This window comes from Nitrobacter sp. 62-13, from assembly GCF_001896955.1.
Lineage (GTDB): Bacteria > Pseudomonadota > Alphaproteobacteria > Rhizobiales > Xanthobacteraceae > Nitrobacter.
Genome location: NZ_MKRN01000212.1, coordinates 6,220 through 25,706, shown reverse-complemented (window position 1 = coordinate 25,706; position 19,487 = coordinate 6,220). Strand labels below are relative to the sequence as shown.

At 60.7% G+C, this 19,487-nt stretch carries 20 protein-coding genes and 1 pseudogene; 12 read left to right on the top strand and 9 right to left on the bottom strand.

The genetic code is table 11. The annotated features are described in order from the left end of the window. Positions 1–482: 482 nt before the first annotated feature. From BGN91_RS17540 to BGN91_RS17510, 7 genes are all read right to left on the bottom strand, one after another. Positions 483–632 (bottom strand): hypothetical protein, encoded by a 150-nt coding sequence (locus BGN91_RS17540; RefSeq protein WP_292615330.1) that lies wholly within the window; start codon positions 630–632, stop codon positions 483–485. A 1,288-nt stretch (positions 633–1,920) separates the two neighbouring features. Then, a complete protein-coding gene (locus tag BGN91_RS17535) occupies positions 1,921–5,160 on the bottom strand; it encodes a CusA/CzcA family heavy metal efflux RND transporter (RefSeq protein WP_292615328.1) in 3,240 nt (1,079 codons plus the stop codon). 1 nt (position 5,161) lies between these two features. Further along, positions 5,162–6,295, bottom strand: a complete 1,134-nt coding sequence (locus BGN91_RS17530) for an efflux RND transporter periplasmic adaptor subunit (protein ID WP_292615327.1) — start codon at positions 6,293–6,295, stop codon at positions 5,162–5,164. A gap of 95 nt (positions 6,296–6,390) precedes the next feature. Beyond that, positions 6,391–6,669, bottom strand: coding sequence for a metal-sensing transcriptional repressor (locus BGN91_RS17525; RefSeq protein ID WP_292615325.1), 279 nt, complete (start codon positions 6,667–6,669; stop codon positions 6,391–6,393). After that, entirely contained in the window at positions 6,666–8,114 is a 1,449-nt protein-coding gene (locus tag BGN91_RS17520) for a HAMP domain-containing sensor histidine kinase (RefSeq protein WP_292615324.1), read from the bottom strand. Before BGN91_RS17520 ends, BGN91_RS17525 begins: the two co-directional genes overlap by 4 nt. Further along, a complete protein-coding gene (locus BGN91_RS17515; RefSeq protein ID WP_292615323.1) occupies positions 8,111–8,776 on the bottom strand; it encodes a response regulator transcription factor in 666 nt (221 codons plus the stop codon). Before BGN91_RS17515 ends, BGN91_RS17520 begins: the two co-directional genes overlap by 4 nt. Beyond that, complete coding sequence (locus BGN91_RS17510) at positions 8,776–9,090, bottom strand: PepSY domain-containing protein (protein ID WP_292615322.1); 315 nt, start codon at positions 9,088–9,090, stop codon at positions 8,776–8,778. Before BGN91_RS17510 ends, BGN91_RS17515 begins: the two co-directional genes overlap by 1 nt. Before the next feature lie 149 nt (positions 9,091–9,239). Here BGN91_RS17510 and BGN91_RS17505 point away from each other — a divergent pair, with 149 nt between their 5' ends. The 3 genes from BGN91_RS17505 to BGN91_RS17495 all read left to right on the top strand — a co-directional run bounded on the left by BGN91_RS17505 (position 9,240) and on the right by BGN91_RS17495 (position 11,066). After that, positions 9,240–9,512: a PepSY domain-containing protein gene (locus BGN91_RS17505; protein ID WP_292615320.1), complete on the top strand. Its 273-nt coding sequence runs from the start codon at positions 9,240–9,242 to the stop codon at positions 9,510–9,512. Positions 9,513–9,522: 10 nt separating this feature from the next. Continuing rightward, complete coding sequence (locus BGN91_RS17500) at positions 9,523–10,089, top strand: cytochrome b/b6 domain-containing protein (protein WP_292615319.1); 567 nt, start codon at positions 9,523–9,525, stop codon at positions 10,087–10,089. 395 nt (positions 10,090–10,484) lie between these two features. Beyond that, positions 10,485–11,066: a cytochrome b/b6 domain-containing protein gene (locus BGN91_RS17495; protein ID WP_366408737.1), complete on the top strand. Its 582-nt coding sequence runs from the start codon at positions 10,485–10,487 to the stop codon at positions 11,064–11,066. A gap of 46 nt (positions 11,067–11,112) precedes the next feature. Here BGN91_RS17495 and BGN91_RS17490 read toward each other — a convergent pair. Then, positions 11,113–12,339: pseudogene (locus BGN91_RS17490) on the bottom strand (PEP/pyruvate-binding domain-containing protein); the annotation flags it as partial. A gap of 363 nt (positions 12,340–12,702) precedes the next feature. Here BGN91_RS17490 and atpD point away from each other — a divergent pair. Genes atpD through BGN91_RS17445 form a run of 9 tightly spaced genes read left to right on the top strand, consistent with a single transcriptional unit; the run spans position 12,703 to position 19,223 of the window. Continuing rightward, entirely contained in the window at positions 12,703–14,166 is a 1,464-nt protein-coding gene (gene atpD, locus BGN91_RS17485; RefSeq protein WP_292615336.1) for a F0F1 ATP synthase subunit beta, read from the top strand. Next, positions 14,159–14,548 carry a F0F1 ATP synthase subunit epsilon gene (locus BGN91_RS17480; protein ID WP_366408736.1) on the top strand — a complete coding sequence of 130 codons (390 nt, stop codon included), beginning with the start codon at positions 14,159–14,161 and terminating at the stop codon, positions 14,546–14,548. The genes atpD and BGN91_RS17480 overlap by 8 nt, the downstream gene beginning before the upstream one ends. Beyond that, positions 14,545–14,844 carry an AtpZ/AtpI family protein gene (locus BGN91_RS17475; protein ID WP_292615317.1) on the top strand — a complete coding sequence of 100 codons (300 nt, stop codon included), beginning with the start codon at positions 14,545–14,547 and terminating at the stop codon, positions 14,842–14,844. Before BGN91_RS17480 ends, BGN91_RS17475 begins: the two co-directional genes overlap by 4 nt. A gap of 29 nt (positions 14,845–14,873) precedes the next feature. Further along, positions 14,874–15,140 (top strand): ATP synthase subunit I, encoded by a 267-nt coding sequence (locus BGN91_RS17470; protein WP_292615315.1) that lies wholly within the window; start codon positions 14,874–14,876, stop codon positions 15,138–15,140. Further along, positions 15,140–15,841, top strand: a complete 702-nt coding sequence (locus BGN91_RS17465; RefSeq protein ID WP_292615334.1) for a F0F1 ATP synthase subunit A — start codon at positions 15,140–15,142, stop codon at positions 15,839–15,841. The genes BGN91_RS17470 and BGN91_RS17465 overlap by 1 nt, the downstream gene beginning before the upstream one ends. Beyond that, a complete protein-coding gene (locus tag BGN91_RS17460) occupies positions 15,828–16,073 on the top strand; it encodes a F0F1 ATP synthase subunit C (RefSeq protein ID WP_292615313.1) in 246 nt (81 codons plus the stop codon). Before BGN91_RS17465 ends, BGN91_RS17460 begins: the two co-directional genes overlap by 14 nt. A gap of 15 nt (positions 16,074–16,088) precedes the next feature. Then, on the top strand, positions 16,089–16,847 hold the full coding sequence (locus BGN91_RS17455) for a F0F1 ATP synthase subunit delta (RefSeq protein WP_292615311.1): 759 nt from the start codon (positions 16,089–16,091) through the stop codon (positions 16,845–16,847). A gap of 43 nt (positions 16,848–16,890) precedes the next feature. Further along, positions 16,891–18,369, top strand: a complete 1,479-nt coding sequence (locus BGN91_RS17450; protein WP_292615332.1) for a F0F1 ATP synthase subunit alpha — start codon at positions 16,891–16,893, stop codon at positions 18,367–18,369. Then, entirely contained in the window at positions 18,369–19,223 is an 855-nt protein-coding gene (locus tag BGN91_RS17445; RefSeq protein WP_292615309.1) for a F0F1 ATP synthase subunit gamma, read from the top strand. Before BGN91_RS17450 ends, BGN91_RS17445 begins: the two co-directional genes overlap by 1 nt. Before the next feature lie 28 nt (positions 19,224–19,251). Here the strand turns inward: BGN91_RS17445 and BGN91_RS17440 are convergent. Then, a partial coding sequence (locus BGN91_RS17440) for a universal stress protein (protein ID WP_292615307.1) occupies positions 19,252–19,487 on the bottom strand: 236 nt, incomplete at its 5' end.

The following is a 19,487-nucleotide window of genomic DNA, read 5'->3' as shown; positions in this document are numbered from 1 at the left end:
TCGAGGATTAACGAGGTCCAGTACCCAGCTCATCAGCGTCTCCTCCGGTGCGTTCGCCCGGCGCGAGGTCTGTTACCGTCAGGACCCTAAACTTGATAATCGAGCCGTCGGCGTACTTACCGCCAACCGCCTAGTACGGACCCGTATTCGTCCGCTCCTGGGGTATCGGGCCATGCCCGCGCGTGTTTCTGACTGCGCGAGATTCCACCAGAATGTGGCAGGAACCCTGCATTTCAGCGCTCAACACCAACGGGGCCAATTGGTTCCGTCAATACCTCTGATTGGGTTCATGGCTCTTGATCACTTTTCCGACATTATGGGAAAGCGTCGGATTTCATCAACAGACTCGCAATCCAAACTTAATTTCCTGCCAACGAAGATGCGTTGCGCTTGAGAGTCCGATCGGCGGCAAACTTCCCGGCGATCTGGGGCCATAGAAGGTCCGCCGAAGAGAGAGGCCGCTGGTTTGTGGCAGATGCCGCTCAGTTTTTAACGCTGTCAGCATTTGCGGGCATATCAGAAGTCCCGTGATCCGCCTTTTGAACGGCCGACAACATCGCTATGACGCCAATCAGCGTGGCGAGGATTAGGAAAGCTCCCAGCGCCGTTTCGATCTTTTTGTCGCTTTTCATGTCGCCCTTCTCCCCACTAATCCAAAGAGAAAACACGCACATCCCAAGCTTAGCACATCCCAAGCTTATCACATCCCAAGCTTATATGGGATCGGATCCAGTAGAGCCCCGCCGGAGCGGGGGGAGGATTAAATGACCTTGCCTTCATACCGCTCGATACTTTCATCGCGCGATGCGAACCATACTTCGGCTGGGATGGCTGCATTATCAATCAGCCGTATCAACCCCGCCTGCCCGATGGGATGATCCGCTGCTACATGAGCGGGTCGAAGCTCGCGGGCTTTGGACACCAACTGATCGAGGCTTTGATCCAACCTCCGCCAGAAGGTCCGAACTCGTCTGAGGCGCAGCCCGGCCCCGCGGATCATGCACGGGCCCGACGCCCCCTCGTTCCAAGCACTGCGAAGGAGGACGAATGGGCGCCGCAGATGATGGAGCTACTTGCCATCGATGAACTGTCGCTAAACCCTTATCTGGGATGCAAAGTTCCTCTATGGGCCGCGCGACGCGGCCGTTACCGACACCTATATTCCGTGCGAAATCAACGCGCCTGTACTTCCCGATCCCCAATGAAACGCCCACGGCTATCGCACGGACGGTCACCAAGCGGTTTGTGGGTAGGAGCCGGCAGGACGGCGCATCGTTGCCCGGACTACATCTCTGACCATCAACTCTGCGGTCCAATCCGGACAGGGAAGGATTGGTATGCCAGCGTAATCGTTTCGTAACCGACGCGATGCGGCTCCGCTTCAGAAGCCGCATTCACGGTATTGCTTCGAGGCAAGCCGGAACCGTGAGCCAACCTGGATAAAATCTACGTCGAGGCATTGGTGGCCTCGTCGGAAATCACGGAGACCATCGCGTCGAAGATATTCGAAGTTTATTCGCCAACGTCTCTCGGTTGTAGAATAGGTCGCAAAATCATGCTGCGCCTTGGCCGGTCCCTTGCAGATTGCCGCTATATAGTGACGGATGTCGGGCGGCAGTGCATCTATGTGCTGAGGATTCCAGGGATCATCCTTAGGTTGTTGGGATGCCGCCGGCAGCTCGCTCGCAAGTAGAAGAGAATATGCCAATAAGAGGATGCGGACGATCATTCGGTCCTCCACCAAGAGAATTTTTCATAAAGATATGCACATGCTGCTTCGAGCGCGCGCCTTGTTGCCTGCCATCTTGAGGGCCAGCAGGGCCAACCGCAACTGTCATCAACCCCCGGCCAACGCAATGACCTATGTCGCAAAGAGATGACGGTAGGTTCTCAAGAATTGAAAGCACGGAAAGCTCCAATCTATTCAGCTGCGCGACTCATCGTAATTTCGTTCGCGTTATCCAATTCCGAGCGTCGGGGCGCGAAACGGGCATAAAGCGCCGGTAGCACCACAAGCGTCAACACTGTTGCAGTCAACAGTCCGCCGATGACGACGGTTGCAAGGGGCTTCTGCACTTCTGCGCCTGTCCCCGTTGCCAGTGCCATAGGCACAAAGCCGAGCGACGCCACCAGGGCTGTCATAACGACAGGACGGAAGCGCGTTAGCGCTCCGTCGTAGACTGCCTGGACGTGCGGCACGCTGCTATCGATCAGCCACCGGATTTGGGTCAACATCACCAGACCGTTGAGTACCGCCACACCCGACAAAGCGATGAAGCCGACCGCGGCAGATATTGAGAACGGCATGCCGCGCAGCCACAGCGCGGCAATCCCGCCGGTCAGCGCGAGCGGCACGGCGCTGAAGACGAGGAGTGCATCGCCCGCCGACCCCAAGGCGCCGAAGAGGAGCAGTAAGATCATGGCGAAGCATGCGGGAACGACAAGCGCGAGCCGCTGGCGCGCGACTGAGAAGTTTTCGAATTGCCCGCCCCAGACCAAGTAGCTCCCCGGCGGCAGCTTCACCTCTTCCGCAACCTTCGCCTGAGCCTCAGCGACCAGCGACCCGATGTCTCGCCCGCGGACCTCGGCGGTGGTGACAACGCGCCGCTTGCCGTTCTCGCGGCTGATCTGGTTGGCCCCTTCCGTTTGCTCGAACGTTGCGACCGCGCGCAGCGGCACGGTCGGAGCCGGCGCGTTCGGATTGGCGTGCGGTAACGGCACCGGGAGGTTTTTAAGCGCGGAGATGTCGTTGCGCAGCGCGTCGTTCAGCCGGACCACGATCTGGAAGCGTCGGTCTCCCTCGAACACCAGTCCCGCCGCGCGTCCACCGACGGCGGTCTCGATCAGATCCTGGACGTCTACGAGATTGAGGCCGCGCCGCGCGATCTCGGCCTTGTCGATCCGGATCTCCAGGAACGGCAGCCCGCTGGTTTCCTCGACCTTCACGCTCTCGGCGCCGTCGATCTTCCGCAGGACGTTTGCGATGCGCGCCGCGGTCCACTGCATTTCCGAGAAGTCGTCGCCGAACACCTTGACGCCGATATCCTCGCGAACGCCGGCGATGAGCTCGTTGAAGCGCATCTCGATCGGCTGCGAGAAGCCGACCTTGTTGCCGGGGAGCTTGGTCGCTTCCGACTCGATCGCGTGGATGAGATCATCCTTCGTCATCGAGGGATCGGGCCAGTCGCTTTGCGGCTTGACGATGATGTAGGTGTCTGACGCGCTGGGCGGCATCGGGTCGGCCGCAAGGTCCGGCGTGCCGGTTCGCGAGAACACAAACGCGACCTGAGGGAATTTGCTGATCACTTTCTCGATCTCGAGCTGCATGGCTTGGGCCTGGCCCAGCGCGGTGCTCGGTATGCGCTTCACCTCCATGACGATGTTCTTCTCATCCAACGTCGGCGTGAGCTCCTGCCCCAGGCGGGAGAACAGAACGAGCGAGACAGCGAAGAGCACGGCCGCAGCTATGATGACCAAGCCGGGTTTCGCAATGCTTCGGGACAGAATCGGCGCGTAGGCATCCTTCAACCTCCGGACGAGAAAGTTCTCGCTCTCCCTCACGGGCCTCGTCAGGACGATCGCTGTCGCGGCCGGGACGAAGGTCAGGGAGACCACGAAGGCCATGGCCAGCGCGATCATCACCGTCAGCGCCATCGGCTCAAACGTCTTGCCCTCCACGCCGGAGAAGGTGAGCAGCGGAACATAGACGAGGATGATGATGAGCTGACCATAGACGGTGGGCCGGATCATTTCGACAGCGGATGCGGTGATCGTTTTGAGGCGTTCGTCGCGCGAAAGCGCCCTCCCGAGGGCCACCTGCCGCTCGGCGAGATGCCTGAGGCTGTTCTCGCAAATGATCACGGCGCCGTCGACGATCAGGCCGAAGTCGAGCGCGCCAAGGCTCATCAGGTTCGCGCTGATGTGTCCCCGCAGCATGCCCGTCGCAGTTAGCAACATCGTGATCGGAATGACGCAGGCCGTGATCAGGGCGGCGCGGAAGTTGCCGAGCATCAGGAACAGCACGGCGATTACCAGCAGCGCGCCTTCGGCCAGGTTGGTCGCGACGGTGTGGATCGTGGCGTCGACGAGTTGCGTGCGGTTGAGCACCGTTCGGGCGTGGATGCCCGGTGGTAGCATCTTGGTAATCTCTTTGATCTTGGCGTCCGCCGCGGCGGCGACGGTGCGGCTGTTTTCCCCGATAAGCATCAGGGCTATTCCGAGCACGACCTCGCGTCCATTTACGCTGGCGCTTCCGGATCTCAACTCCTTCCCGATGATGACATCGGCGACGTCCCTGATCCGTACCGGCACCCCATTCCGGGTCGAGACGACAATCTGTCCGATGTCCTCCACGTTCTCGACGCGCCCGGCAGCGCGGACCACGTAGCCCTCGCCGTTCTGCTCGATGTAGTTGGCGCCGCGGCTGGCGTTGTTGGCTTCGATCGCGTCGATGACTTGCTTAAAGGAGAGGCCGTAGCCGACGAGCTTCGCTGGATCCGGCTGCACCTGATACTGCTTGACGAAACCGCCGATCGCATCGGCGCCGGCCACGCCGGGCACCGTCTTCATCTGCGGCCGGACGATCCAATCCTGTACCGTCCTGAGGTAGACTGTCCGGCGGAAGTCGTCGGTCAATCTCTCGCCCTCCGGCGTCAGATAGCTGCCGTCGCTCTGCCAGCCGGGCTGGCCGTCGCGAACGGGCTCGGTAGCGCCGGGCTTCTCGTATTCGACGGCCCACCAGTAGATCTCGCCGAGACCGGTCGAGACCGGCCCCATCTTCACCTCCACGCCCGGGGGTAGCGAGGATTTGGCATCGTTGATGCGCTCGGCGACGAGTTGTCGCGCGAAGTAGATGTTCGTGCCGTCGACGAACACGACGGTCACCTGCGCGAAACCGTTCCGCGAAAAGGAGCGTGTCGACTCCAGGCCAGGTATGCCGGCCAGCGCCGTTTCCAGCGCGACCGTGACCTGCTTCTCGATTTCGACTGGCGTCAGCGCCGGCGCTACCGCGTTAATCTGCACCTGGACGTTGGTCACATCTGGAACCGCGTCGATCGGCAACCTGGTCAGCGACCAGAGTCCGGTGACCGCAGCAACCAAAGTGACCAGCAGAACCAGCCATCGGCGCCTGACCGAGAAATCGACGATGCGCGCGATCATCTCACTCCTCGACGCCTGGTTTGGAGAGTTCGGCTTTCAGTGGAAAGGTGTTGGAAGACGCGATCGTTTCGCCAGCTGCAAGTCCGGACGTCACTTCAACCATCCCATCGTCGCGAAGACCGAGCACCACGTCCCGCTTCTCAAATCCCTCGGCAGTCCGCACGAAGACGACGTTGCGCCCGTTCACGCTCTGCACGGCGACCGCCGGCACCGCCACAGCGACCGGGCGCGAGTCCACGGTAATGGCCGCCGTCACGAACGATCCGGGACGCCAGAGTCGATCCGGGTTATTCAGGGTGGCCACGACGCGCGCCGCCCGCGTGTCCTTGTCAAGCAACGGGCTAACGAAGATGATCTTGCCCGTTCCTACGCTGCCGCCGCGGACGGACACCGCGACGCTTTGCCCTTCGCGGACCGTAGGCAAGTCAGACGAATTGACCGCCATCTCGACCCAGACCCTACTGAGGTCAACGATGACGAAGAGCTCGGTCTCCAGATTGTCCCTACCGACAGCGGTCCCGAGGTCGACCTTGCGTTCCACCACCCGTCCGGAGATTGGCGCACGGACGTTCTGAAGCCTCAGCGTTCCCTCGGGCGCCTGTGGGATCGCGACAATCTCGCTTTCGTCGACCCCGAGCGCGAACAGCTTTTGCCGAGCGATGTCGAGACGCATAGCCGTCTGCGACGCGGCGTTGCGCGATCTGATGTACTGTTGCTCGGGGATCGCCTTGCTGCCCCAAGCAGCCTTATCGCGAGTCGTCAGATCCTGCTGCAGATCGTTCGACAGTCGCGCGGCCATGTACTCGCTTTTCGCGTCGGCGACCTCCCTGCTCTCCAGTGCTCCAAGGATCTCGCCTTTCTTCACCTCGTCGCCGATGTTCTTGCGGAGCTCGGCGACGGTTCCTGACAGCTTTACCGACACGTGGGCAACCTGATTGGCATCGGGCGCAATGACGGCCGGGACCGACAGTCTCGTCGCCATCGTTGCCGGGCCGACTTTGATCTGCTCGATCTTGGCCAAAGCGATCCGTTCTTCGTCCATCCGAATGACAGGGTTTCGTTTCTCCTTCTGCGGCCCAAATTGCTGCGGCGCCTCCGTCGCGACCAGACCCGTCATCTTGCGCAGCGTCAGCACTTTCGGTCCCCAGACCGCGAAAGCGACTGCCGCGACGACGGCGGCGAGACCCAGCAACAATATGGACTTTCGAGGCGACATCGGCTGGTTTCCGGTCAGAGGTAGCGCGCGAGCGCCTTGAACTCGACGAGCACATCCTTTGTCAGCTTCGAGGAGCCGCTGTTGACCACAACGTCGAGGCTACTGTCGACGTGACGGTGGATGAGCCTCCGCTTCGGTTCTGTGATCACCTTCTCGACCGCGTGGAATTGCTGGGCCAGTTCCAGGCAGGAGTGGCCGTCGTCGACCATCTCGATAACGCGGCAATGGCGGTTTTCCGCGAGGCGCTTGACGATCTGGGCATGGATTTCGTGGATGCACTGCTTCGTCATCATGTACCTATCCTATCTCTCTGGATGGGATAAACTTTGAATGGCGGGGTTGCCTCCGAGGTTGACGATCCCTCTTTCGTTCTGCAGCGATAACGGTCGCTTTCGGACATCGGAGTGATTACTGCCTTCAGGCCACCGAGCTCCGACCTGGAGAGCTCCAGTCCCCAGCCGTACGCGTCCAGGACATCCTGCACGATGGCAAGCCCCAGACCCGCGCCACTGCCTCGCTCGTCGAGACGAGCGCCGCGTGCAAGCACGCGTGACAGGTGACTCGGTTCGATGCCCTCGCCGTCGTCTTCGACGACAAGGGATAATCGGCTTCCGTCGGCGATGCGGACCGATCTTGCGGCATGCCGGACCGCGTTCTCGATTAGATTACCCAGAACCTCGGCAAGATCAGTCCGGTCGAGCGGAACGCAAAGATGGTCGGCGATGAGGTTCTCGAATCTCACTCGCGCGCCATCGGGCGTGCGCGACACGGTCGCGACGATGGAGTCCACGAGCGGTTTCACGGATGTGGACGCTGCGGGGACGCCATGCGTTCGCCCGCGAACCCTGGCCCGCGCGAGCTCGCGGTCGACATGGCGGCCCATGGCTTCGCCGACGGCTTCGATGTCCCGAGCGATGTCGCGCTCGCCCCGATCACGGAGGCGCGACACATCCGCTGCAAGAGCCGCAAGCGGCGTTTTCAGTCCGTGAGCCAGATCGGCGGCGCGGCCGCGGGACCGTTCGATCTCCCTCGCCTGCGCATCAATGAATGCATTGACTTCCTCGACGAGGGGACGAACTTCGGTCGGAACCGTGGACGGCAGATGCCGGATGCGCCCTGCTCTGATGTCGGCCACGCCGCGGCGCAGAGTGACCAGTGGACGCAAGCCGACGCCCACCTGGACCCATGTCGCAAGAGCCAGCACGCAACCGAGAAGTACGAGCGCGAGCGCAAGATCCTTGGCGAAGGCCGAGGTCGCAGCCGACACCCTCGCGAGGTCCTCGGCGACCGCGACGCGGATGATTACCGGTCTTTCATCTGCGGAAAGCGTGACGGCGCGCTCGGCGACCAGCAGGCGCTGGCCACCAGGTCCGGACGCTTCGTGCTGGTGCGTTTCGCCAGGGTTCAGCCGATCCGGTGGGAGTTCGATAACGGAGTCCCAGAGCGAACGCGAGCGCAGAAGCTGCCCGCGGTCATCGCCGATCTGCCAATAAAGTCCGGAGAGAGGCTCGGCGAAGCGTGGATCGACCGGCGTCTGCATTAGCATCAGCTTGCCTTGCGGGTCGACGTCGATGCCCGCGAGAAGCTGTTTCAGATGAACGTCGAGATCTTGAGCCAGGGTGCGTGAGACATGACGCTCGAAAAGAACGATGAGCGCACCACCGGCAACCGCAAGCGCGATCAGGATGGCCATGAGGCCGCCGGCGACGAGTCGCAGTTTGAGCGAATGCCGGTTCATGCCGGGGCCTCCGGCATCAGATAGCCGAAGCCGCGCCGCGTTTCGATCACATCAGCGCCGAGCTTCTTGCGCACGCGACCGACCAGCACCTCGAGCGTGTTGGAATCGTGCTCTTCCCCGTGACCATAGACGTTCTCATCAAGCTCCTGCTGCGAGACGACCCGCCCTCGATTTCGGAGGAGATGAGCGATCAGCCTGTACTCAAGCGGCGAAAGCGCAATCGGCACGCCTCGTCGGGTTACCTTCATCTGCCGCTCGTCCAGGGTGATCTCTCCCGCGGTTATTACCGAGGAACCATGCCCCGCTGAGCGCCGCACGATGGACCGAAGCCGCGCCAGCAACTCCTCCATCCGGAATGGTTTCGGCAGGTAATCGTCGGCGCCGGCGTCAATGCCGTCCACCCGCTCGGCCCAACTTCCTCGCGCAGTGAGGACGAGAACAGGTATGTGGCGTCCATTGGCGCGCCAGCGCTTCAAAACCGCGAGGCCATCCATCCCAGGTAAGCCAAGATCGAGAATGATGGCGCCATAGTCCTCGGTGTCCCCGAGGAACCAAGCGTCCTCGCCGTTCGCAACCGTTTCAACCACGTAACCGGACGATTCAAGCGTGCGTGAGACGTCCGTTGCGATCCGCTGGTCATCCTCGACAACGAGCACGCGCATCACTTCTCCTTGGTCCGTTCGACCTCGCCGCTGCGAGCATCGACGTGGATCTCGAACAGCCGCCCCTTGTCGTCGACGACCCGCAACTCGTACATCCAGGCACTGGCTTCCCGTTCAAGCTTCACGCTGACGATGTCGCCGGGAAGCTTGCCCTTGACGATATTCAGAATGTCCGTAAGCGGACGGATCTCACCGGCCTCAACGGCCCGTCGTGCATCATCGTGGTCGCGAGCGAATGCCGGCAACCCGCCGTCCGCCGCCAGAAAGGCGACCGCAAGGATCAAGGCACGAACTCGGCACAGACGTAGGTACATGAAAACAACTCATTCTCCGAAAGACATGAATGCCAGATGTCACCTGACAAATCGCTGACCTGGGTCAACAGGCGGCGGTCAGGCCGCTTCTGGCAGGGTTGCCCGCATTGCCGGCGCATGATGCGGCCGGCCACTGTCCGGAGACACCTATGCGCAAGATAGCGATCCTTACCATTGCCGCCGTGACGCTTGGGACAGCTGCCGCCCAAGCTGGCAGCCTCGGCAAGCCGTGCACGTCGGTCCCCGAAACCCAGTGGCTCCCGGTGGAGCAGTTGCAGGCCAAAGTCGAGGCTCAAGGCTACAAAGTTCAGAAGGCCAAACTCAAGAATGTCTGCGGCGAGTTCTACACGCTCGACAAAAACAGCAACCGGGTCGAGCTGTCTGTGGCCCCGACCAACGGCCGGATCATCGGCCAGATGTGACGGTTCGCAAATGAGAACCATGAGCAATATGATCGGAGCCGGCGGCGCGATGCCGCCGGCCACGGTCAAAGTCTGGGATCCATTCGTCCGGATCTTCCACTGGTCCCTGGTTGCCTGTTTCGTGATCGCCTACGCCACCGGCGACGAGCTCGAACGGGTGCACATCGCGACCGGCTACGTCATCGCCGGGCTCCTCGCGGCCCGCATCGTCTGGGGCTTCGTCGGTCCGCGGCATGCGCGATTTTCTAGCTTCGTTCGTCTGCCGCGCGAAGTCCTCGCCTATGTTCGCGACGTCGTGATGCTCAGAGCTCCCCGCTATATCGGGCACAACCCAGCGGGCGGTGCGATGATCGTCGCGCTCCTGATCGCGCTGGCCGGCACGGGCGCCACGGGCTATATGATGACCACGGACGCCTTCTGGGGCTCCAAGCTGGTCGAACACGTCCACGAGTTCCTGGCCAATTTGACCGTTGGCCTCGTCGTGGCTCACGTCATCGGCGTACTGATCATGAGCTTCCAGCATCGTGAAAACCTAATCGCGTCCATGATCTCCGGCCGCAAGAGGGCTGCTGATTAGCAGCCCTCTTCGAACTCAATCTGACAATTCCGTCCAAACCAGAAGCGTTCCTTTGCGAAAGCGTCCTCGACATCGTGATCGGATGGCCGACGACAGGCACAGCTATTAAAATTAAGAAGAACCGGGGATGTGTAATCTCGCCATCAACGGGATCATCAAACTGGACTGCAACGCGCTGCACTGAGGGAAGTGCCAGGTCTTTACTGACTACGAAACACGCCCACGCGCCGGGCTGAGCTCTCAGCGCGAATAACCTTCACGACCTGGCGATCTCTACATGGCTGCCTCCGCATATAGGATGCCGGGTCGTATTGATGGAAATCAACCGTTGGAAGATATTTTGTGTGAGAGCCTACTCGAACGCGACAAAGCCGCTATAGTATGGAGTGCCATCAATGTCCAAGATGCCATCCCAGCAATATCGTGCTTACAATGTATGGGACGTCCCGACGCGGTGGTTCCATTGGCTTAACGCACTCGTCGTGCTCGGCTTGATAAGCGTCGGAGTTATGCTGCTAAACGATGATGCGCTTGGACTTTCGGTCGGCGGCAAAGTCCAGCTCAAGCTGATCCACGTGGCGCTGGGTTACGTCATGGCATTGAATTTAATCTGGCGCTTTGTTTGGGCCTTTCTCGGCAACCGCTATGCGCGATGGCGTGCGATCTTGCCCTACGGGCCTGGCTACTGGGGCGCATTGCGCAGCTATGCCACTGCTTTCCTTTCCGGCGAGCCGCAACAATATGTTGGGCACAATCCGGCAGCGCGCATCGCGATCGTACTCATTCTGCTTCTGCTTCTCCTTCAGATCGCTACAGGACTAATCCTGGCTGGAACTGACTTGTTCTGGCCGCCGTTCGGCAAATGGTTCGCGGGCTGGGTTGCTGCACCTGGTTTGGATTCGGCGTTGGTTTCGCCACTGGCTTCGGATACGATGGACCAAGCTGCATACAAGGCAATGCGCGCCTTTCGCGGCTGACGATTACCGCGTGCGAGGTGCGACCACCATGATCGGTGATGACAGCAATGGCACGCTTCATGATCGGTACCCAGTCCGGGTCGGTCGTCCGCGTTACCAGAATTGCCCCGTCGACAAAGCGATCAATATCGCGGGGGCTATCGATGAGACAGGCTTGGCCGGCAACCACGGCCTCTCCGATGCTGAGCCCGGAAGCAAGCTTTCGGCCCCTGGACTTGATTTGATACGTTTTGAACGTGCTTGCTTCTCTGCGCGATTGGACGGTCTCGGGTCGTGCTTGGACAATGAATAGCTCGCCGGTCTCGCCGTCCTTGGCCCATTCCATGTCCATAGGGCGCCCATAATGATCCTCGATGATGCAAGCCCAGCGCGCAAGCGCAAGTATGTCACGGTCGCTCAACACGAACGCTGCGCGTTCGGCCCGAGACGTCGGTACATTTCTGGTAGGATGATCGGCGTCGCTCGTGTAAATCATCTTGCTGGACTTTTCGCCGAGCTTCTTCTCAATGATCGGTGTGATGGCGGCGTTCGACAGGAACGGTTTGAAAATCTCATACTCGTCGGGATCGACCGCGCCCTGCACGACATTCTCGCCCAATCCCCAAGCAGCATTGATGAGCACGATCTTGTCGAAGCCGGTTTCGGTATCGATCGAGAACATGACGCCGGCGCTGCCAAGGTCTGAGCGGACCATGCGTTGCACGCCGACGGAAAGGGCGATCTTCATGTGGTCGAAACCCTTGGATTGTCGGTAGCTGATGGCCCGGTCGGTGAACAGCGACGCGTAGCAGCGCCGGCACGCTTCGAGCAGCGCTTCATCGCCGCGGATATTGAGGAAGGTTTCCTGTTGCCCGGCAAAGCTCGCATCGGGCAGGTCTTCGGCTGTCGCACTTGAGCGCACGGCCACGTCACTATCTACTTTGCCGGCGCGCCGGCACAGTTCGCGATACGATTCCTGAATGACCTTGGCAATACCTTGTGGCCACTTACCACGCAGGAATTCGCGACGGATTGTAGCCCCAACTTCGGCAAGCGGCGCATGACCGGCCTCGAGTGCGGTGAGCGAATCGGTGATCGTCTGGCCGAGCTCGTTTGCCTCGATGTATTACCAATACGCGTCCGCAGTCGTTGCAAATCCCGGCGGCACCCGCACGCCTTGGGAGGCTAGGTGACCCACCATCTCGCCGAGCGAGGCGTTCTTGCCGCCGACGCGTGGTACGTCGTTCCGTCCCAGCTCTTCGAACCAGATCACATGCGGTGCATCTTTGGTCATTCTACCATTCCTATTATTGTTTTGCTCCGCAGAAGAGCCATGATGTCCAAAGGTGCCATGAAGAGTTGGGCATCCCAGCAAAGGCCGACACTAGTCTTGGCATGTCAACCGACATCGCCGGTCTAGCCAACTGGCCCGCAAAAGCACTTTTTTGCTTTCCGCGTTATTACTGTGACACCGACTACCCACCAGATCGCGCGGAATTGTTCGTTATTGAAGAGGACAACAATTCAAGTTTACGTTGAGGCAGATCAATATCTTTCCATTTTTTTGGAAGCTCCTCACTCATATACTTGCTTTCCAAGCGCGGAAGACGGTCGCATAATGTAAAAAGTTAGTTCGGAAGCATAGATGGGCGTCGCGATGGCTCCCTCAACACAGCCGAGAGGAAAGGTTCTTTCCGTAAGGGGAGCAGTGATTGACGTTGCCTTCGACAGTACCGAACTGCCACGGCTTGAAGAGGCCTTGATCGTCGAATGGGATCAATCTGGCCCCCTCATCGTCGAAGTCCAAGCGCACCTCGACGAGAGCACCGTGCGAGGCGTTGCGCTTCAAGCTACTGCGGGACTGAAGCGGGGCGTGCCGGTGCGAGCGACCGGGGGGCCGATCACAGTACCCGTCGGTGAACCTATTCTTGGCCGCCTCCTCGACGTCACCGGCCGCGCTCGGGACAACGGCCCGGCGCTGCCCCCTGCCCTACCGCGAATGCCAATTCACCGGAGGCCACCTCCGCTTAGCGAACGAAGCCCCGCCTCCACTATCTTTGAAACTGGAATCAAGGTCATCGATCTGCTGGCGCCACTGCCGCAAGGCGGCAAGGCGGCGATGCTTGGGGGCGCTGGCGTCGGCAAGACCGTCGTGGTGATGGAGCTGATCCACGCGATGGTGCAAAGCTATCAAGGTATCTCGGTATTCGCCGGTATCGGCGAACGATCGCGCGAGGGGCACGAGCTTCTCAGTGAGATGCGCCGCTCCGGAGTGCTAGAGAACAGTGTGCTGGTCTACGGGCAGATGAACGAGCCCCCCGGCGCACGCTGGAGAATCGGGCTCACCGCACTCACCATTGCAGAATATTTCCGCGACCAGAAACGCAAGAACGTGCTGTTGTTGATGGATAACGTGTTTCGTTTCGTGCAGGCGGGCAGCGAAGTGTCGGGCCTGCTCGGGCGGCTGCCGTCGCGAGTCGGCTATCAGCCAACACTCGCCACCGAAGTGGCAGCTTTGCATGAGCGTATCGCTTCGATCGGGGGCGTGTCGGTTACGGCGATCGAGGCCGTATATGTGCCGGCCGACGACTTCACCGATCCGGCAGTGACAGCCATTGCAAGTCATCTCGACAGCATGATCGTGCTGTCGAGATCGATGGCCGCCGAGGGCATGTACCCTGCCATCGATCCTTTGAGCTCTTCCTCGATTCTGCTCGACCCAACCATGGTCGGCGAGGAGCACTATCGCGTGGCCGAGCAAGTGCGGGAAACCATCGCGCATTACCGGGAACTACAAGATATCATCTCGCTGTTGGGCATTGAGGAATTGAGCGCGCAGGATCGGCTTGCCGTAACTCGCGCACGCCGCCTACAGCGCTTCCTCACGCAACCGTTTGCCGTCACCGAGGCCTTTACCGGCGTCCCGGGGCGTTCGATCCCGCTCGCCAACACGCTCAAGGGTTGCCAGGCCATCCTTTGCGGCGACTGTGATCATATGGCCGAAAGCGCGCTCTATATGGTGGGCACCATCGAGGACGCCCGCGACAAGGATACGAAGTCCAAGGGGGAGAGCGGCCGCAATGAGGCTTCTAATCACCACCCCGACAGCCGTCGTGATTGACGATCGGAATGTCACAGCCGTGCGCGCCGAGGACGAGAGCGGCAGTTTCGGCATTCTCACCGGCCACGCCGATCTTCTGACAGCGCTGAACGTCTCGATCGTAAGCTGGCATGGTGCGAACGATAACGCGCGCTACTGCGCCGTCCGTCGCGGCGTTCTTTCCGTCACCAATGGCAACGAGGTCGCGATCGCCACGCGTGAAGCGGTCCCCGGCGACGATCTTGAATGCCTCGAACAGGTGGTCCTCGCCGAATTTCACAAGCGCCTCGACGCCGAGCGGGCCTCCCGCACGGAAAGTCTGCAATTACAGATGAAGACGATCCGGCAAATTATCCGCTACCTGCGTCCCGACCGGCCGGGCGCGATAGAGGGCGGGCCATGAACGCCGAGCAGAATCCAGTGGGCCAGCAACCGCCTGACGGCTTGGCTGAGGCAGCCCGTCAACAGCGCGAGCGGCGCGATATTTGGAAAAAGGAAGGCGAGCCATCGGTGATGCGCTTTGTCGGCCAGATCGGTGTGCTTGGCTGGATTATCGTCACGCCGACCCTGATCGGGCTCTTCGTCGGACGATGGCTCGACCACAAGCTTGGGACCGGCATTTTCTGGAGCGCACCACTACTGATGAGCGGTGTGACGATCGGCTTCTGGTCGGCGTGGCGGTGGATGCATCAGCAATGACGAACTGTTGGCTCACTAATCATGCCTCGATGGCCATGGTATTTCAGGCCTTCGGCTGGCTACTGGCCGGGGCCCTCCTTGGCTGGTTTCATTTTCTCACCTTGCGCTGGAATGTTCGTATCTTGGTGAGCGGCCGAGCGCTTCTGCCGTTCGCGCTTCAGCTTCTGCGCTTTGCCATGCCGGCTGCGGCTCTCTCGATCATCGCGCGCTCGTTTGGTGCACTGCCGCTGCTTACCGCTGCGCTCGGACTTCTCGTGGCCCGAATCGTGGTCTTCCGTTGGGAAATGCAGCCATGATCCAGTCTCCGCTTACCGCCAAGATCGTGTTCACGGTCGGACCGGTCGCGGTCACCGAACCCGTCGTGGTAACCTGGGGACTGATGGGTGCGCTCGCGTTCGGCGGATGGCTTGCCACGCGCTCGTTGTCACTGAAGCCATCCATGCCGCAGACCGTGCTTGAAATGATCGTCGGCGCCATTGAGGACCAAATCCAAGCTACAATGCGGGTCGCGCCGAAACCCTATGTTCCGATAATCGGTACGCTGTTCCTTTTCATCCTGGCGGCCAATTGGTCCTCGCTGGTACCAAGCGTCGAACCGCCGACCGCCCATATCGAGACCGACGCCGCACTCGGCCTGATTGTGTTCTTCGCCATCATCTATTTTGGCATCCGTGCTCGCGGCATCGGCGGATATTTGAAGACCTTCGCCCAGCCGACTTTCATTATGATCCCACTCAATATCGTGGAAACGTTCACCCGCACCTTCTCGTTGATCGTGCGTCTGTTCGGCAACGTCATGAGTGGCGTCTTCGTCGTCGGAATCGTGCTGTCGCTGGCCGGCTTACTCGTTCCTATTCCGCTGATGGCACTCGATCTGCTGACGGGTGCGGTGCAAGCCTACATCTTCACTGTCCTCGCCATGGTGTTCATCGGCAGCGCCCTGAACGCAGGCCGGCCCACGGCTTCAAAGAAAGGAAAGGACCATGAACTGGATTGAAATCGTCAGCATTTTCGCAGCGGCGATGGCCGTGTCATTCGGTGCGATTGGGCCGGCGCTTGGCGAAGGACGCGCCGTTGCTGCCGCCATGGACGCAATCGCCCGCCAGCCGGAGGCCGCTGGCACCATCTCGCGCACCTTGTTCGTCGGTCTCGCCATGATCGAAACCATGGCGATCTACTGCCTTGTGATCGCCCTGCTGTTGCTGTTCGCCAATCCATTCATCCATTGAGCCCAATTTAGGTCCATGCATATCGACTGGTGGACGCTGGCGCTCCAGACCGTCAATGTTCTCGTTCTCATCTGGATCCTTGGCCGGTTCTTCTTCCGCCCGGTGGCCGATATCGTGGCCAAACGCCAGGAAGAAACGAGCAGGCTGTTGGCCGACGCGGCCCACGCCCGAAAGGAAGCCATCGATCTGCGCGCTGAGGCCGACAAGGCGCGCGGCAACGTCGCCGCGGAGCGCGAGCGGCTGGTCGCTGAAGCTCAGAAGGCCGCCGAGGGGGAGAAAGCCAGGCTGCTCGCCAAATTGGCCGATGAGATTGCAAAGCAGCGCGCCGAGGCCGAATCCGCGATCGCTCGCGAGAGAGCCACGACCGAGCAAGCCATCATCTCACATGCGAGCGAGCTCTCCATCGAGATCACACAGCGTCTGCTGAAGCGGCTTCCAGTTGGCGTTTCCTTTCCTGCTTTTCTCGAAGGCATTTGCGGCGAACTGCGCAACTTGTCGTCCGAGGCGCAGTATAGTTTCGCCGCAGCGGACGCAGATCACCCCATCGCAGTTGTGACGGCAGCTGTCCTGACCGATGAACAGGCAGCGCAGGTCCGCAAATCTCTCCACGGGGTATTTGGCACTGAGCTCTCTCTCACCTTCCGCAGCGATCCGGCCCTGATCGCCGGCATCGAGCTTCACAGCCGTAACACGATCGTTCGCAACAATTGGCAGGCGGATCTGGGGCGCATCCGCGAGGAATTGAACCGTGACGGACACCACGGCCCGTCTTGATCGCTGGCTCCGCGACGCCAAGGCTCGCGTCGGTTCCGCGACGCTGGCGCCGTCGGCCGAAGAGGTCGGCCGCGTCGAGGCGGTTGCCGATGGCATTGCGATGGTGTCGGGCCTCGAGGATGTGCGGCTGGATGAACTCTTGCACTTCGAACAGGGCCAAGTCGGTTTCGCCACCACGTTGGACCGGGACACGTTGGGATGCGTGCTCCTCGACGACCCCGAAGGTCTCGAAGCTGGCCACCGGGTGCGTGGGACCGGCGAGGTGGTGCGCGTGCCTGTGGGGCCGTCACTCCTTGGCCGCGTCGTCGATCCGCTCGGCCGTCCCCTTGATGGCGGCGGATTGATTGAGACCATAGGTTACGAGCCGATCGAGCGACCTGCGCCAACGATCATCGACCGCGATTTCGTCAGCGAACCGGTACAGACTGGACTGCTCGTCATCGATTCGATGTTTGCACTCGGCCGCGGCCAGCGCGAATTGATCATCGGCGACCGGGCCATCGGCAAGACCGCAGTGGCGATTGACTGTATTATCAACCAGAAATCCAGCGACATTGTCTGCATCTATGTCGCGGTTGGCCAGAAATCATCGACGGTCAAACGTGTTATTGACGCGGTGCGGGCCCACGGGGCACCCAAGCGCTGCATCTTCGTCATCGCCCGCGCCTCGGCCGCGCCCGGCCTACAATGGATTGCACCGTTTTCCGGCATGACCATGGCCGAGTATTTTCGCGACCGCGGCCAACATGCGTTAGTCGTCATCGACGACATGACGAAGCATGCCGCCACTCACCGCGAGATCGCGCTGCTGACCCGCCAACCACCTGGCCGCGAGGCCTATCCCGGCGACGTGTTCTACGTCCATGCGCGGCTGCTCGAACGCGCAGCCAAGCTTTCCAAGGCCGCAGGTGGCGGGTCGTTGACGGCGCTGCCGATCGCGGAGCTCGATGCCGGAAATCTGAGTGCTTACATCCCGACCAATCTCATTTCGATTACCGACGGACAGATCGTACTCGACGCACGGTTATTCCACGAAGGACATAAGCCCGCTGTCGATGTCGGCACCAGCGTCAGTCGTGTCGGCGGTAAGACCCAAGCGCCCGCCTTGCGCAAGGCCTCACACGCGTTGCGTCTCGATTACGCCCAATTCCTGGAGCTGGAGATGTTTACACGCTTCGGTGGAGTGACGGACAACCAGGTCAAGGACAAGATTGCGCGCGGTCACCGCATCCGCGCCGTGCTGTCGCAACCACAGTATGCACCGACACGACTGGCGGACGAAGTCGCGTTAGTGACGGCATTGCAGAACGGGATACTTGACCGCATTCCACTTGAGGCGATCGGACAATTCTGCGCCGAATTGCCAGCCTGGCTCGACCGCTCGGCTAAGGACATCTTCGACGCGGTGGAACGGACTGGCAAGCTTGATGATGCGCAGAGCGCAAGATTTGCAGGCGCACTGATGGCGCTCGCAGCGCAGATTGCGTCCACCAGGCCAGCATTGGAAACAGGGGCTGCCTGATGGCCGAACGACTTGCCGACGTCGTCGCTCAGATTCAGAACGTCCGACAGCTTGAGTCGGTGGTCACCGCCATGCGCGGGATTGCTGCATCCCGGGCGCAGCGCGGGCGGGCATTGCTCGCCGGCATCGACGCCTACAGCCGCGTCGTATCTCGCGCCATCGGGCACGCTTTGAGTCTGATGCCGGCGGATATGCCGCGCTCACCATCGCTGCTGCGGGGCAAACTGGGCTTAGTCCTGTTTTGCGCGGAGCAAGGCTTCGCCGGCGCCTTCAGCGAACGTGTCCTCGACGCAGCGGCAAGTGACGTTTCGAGTGCTGTGGTTCTCATGATTGGAACTCGCGGCACAATTGTTGCCAAGGAACGCGGGTTACTGCCGACCTGGACGGCTCCGATGGCCACGCATGTCGACGCGATCCCGGCGATCGCCAACCAGATCGCCGACGCATTGTACGGCCAGATCGCATCAACCGCGATTGTAAGGGTCGATATCGTGGTTTCACGCTCAGCTTCCGGCGGCGGGATCTACGTTGATCGTCATTCGTTGCTACCGCTTGACCTCACCAAGTTCGCTCGGCCGATCAACGAGCAACCGCCATTGACGACGCTTTCTCCTCACGACCTCCTCGAACGCCTGACTGCCGAATATGTTTACGCGCAGCTCTGCGAAGCGGCAATGCACGCGTTCGCATCTGAAAATGACGCGCGCATGATGGCGATGGCAGCTGCCAAAACCAACATCGGGACCAAGCTCACGTCACTCTCACAGCGAGAGCAACAGCTTCGGCAAGCGGAAATCACCACCGAAATTGTAGAATTGGCAGCCGGGGCCGAGGCATCGCTGAGAAGGCGCTGATAGGAAGCGGAGTCGCTCTCCTACTTCGTCAATGTGCCATAAAAAGGGGAATGGTACCCTCTTCGATCATCGCCCTGGTAACGCCGCCGAAGATACGTTCGCGCACGCGCGAATGGCTGTATGCACCCATCACGAGCATATCAGCAGCTACATCCATGGCATGGTGCCGTAGCACCTCGGCTGTTGCGCGCCCTCCGCTCGGCAATTGATCGACGGTGACCTTGATGCCGTGGCGGGTAAGCCAGGCGGCGACGTCCGCCCCCG

What these genes read in the sequence shown, in the direction of transcription:
- BGN91_RS17525 (WP_292615325.1), bottom strand. Translation starts at nt 6,669, where the DNA reads ATGATGACGAAGCAGTGCATCCACGAAATCCATGCCCAGATCGTCAAG.
- BGN91_RS17520 (WP_292615324.1), bottom strand. Translation starts at nt 8,114, where the DNA reads ATGAACCGGCATTCGCTCAAACTGCGACTCGTCGCCGGCGGCCTCATG.
- BGN91_RS17455 (WP_292615311.1), top strand. Translation starts at nt 16,089, where the DNA reads ATGCATATCGACTGGTGGACGCTGGCGCTCCAGACCGTCAATGTTCTC.
- BGN91_RS17460 (WP_292615313.1), top strand. Translation starts at nt 15,828, where the DNA reads ATGAACTGGATTGAAATCGTCAGCATTTTCGCAGCGGCGATGGCCGTG.
- BGN91_RS17475 (WP_292615317.1), top strand. Translation starts at nt 14,545, where the DNA reads ATGAACGCCGAGCAGAATCCAGTGGGCCAGCAACCGCCTGACGGCTTG.
- BGN91_RS17505 (WP_292615320.1), top strand. Translation starts at nt 9,240, where the DNA reads ATGCGCAAGATAGCGATCCTTACCATTGCCGCCGTGACGCTTGGGACA.
- BGN91_RS17510 (WP_292615322.1), bottom strand. Translation starts at nt 9,090, where the DNA reads ATGTACCTACGTCTGTGCCGAGTTCGTGCCTTGATCCTTGCGGTCGCC.
- BGN91_RS17540 (WP_292615330.1), bottom strand. Translation starts at nt 632, where the DNA reads ATGAAAAGCGACAAAAAGATCGAAACGGCGCTGGGAGCTTTCCTAATC.
- BGN91_RS17500 (WP_292615319.1), top strand. Translation starts at nt 9,523, where the DNA reads ATGAGAACCATGAGCAATATGATCGGAGCCGGCGGCGCGATGCCGCCG.
- BGN91_RS17495 (WP_366408737.1), top strand. Translation starts at nt 10,485, where the DNA reads ATGTCCAAGATGCCATCCCAGCAATATCGTGCTTACAATGTATGGGAC.
- BGN91_RS17535 (WP_292615328.1), bottom strand. Translation starts at nt 5,160, where the DNA reads ATGATCGCGCGCATCGTCGATTTCTCGGTCAGGCGCCGATGGCTGGTT.
- BGN91_RS17470 (WP_292615315.1), top strand. Translation starts at nt 14,874, where the DNA reads ATGGCCATGGTATTTCAGGCCTTCGGCTGGCTACTGGCCGGGGCCCTC.
- atpD (WP_292615336.1), top strand. Translation starts at nt 12,703, where the DNA reads ATGGCTCCCTCAACACAGCCGAGAGGAAAGGTTCTTTCCGTAAGGGGA.
- BGN91_RS17445 (WP_292615309.1), top strand. Translation starts at nt 18,369, where the DNA reads ATGGCCGAACGACTTGCCGACGTCGTCGCTCAGATTCAGAACGTCCGA.
- BGN91_RS17515 (WP_292615323.1), bottom strand. Translation starts at nt 8,776, where the DNA reads ATGCGCGTGCTCGTTGTCGAGGATGACCAGCGGATCGCAACGGACGTC.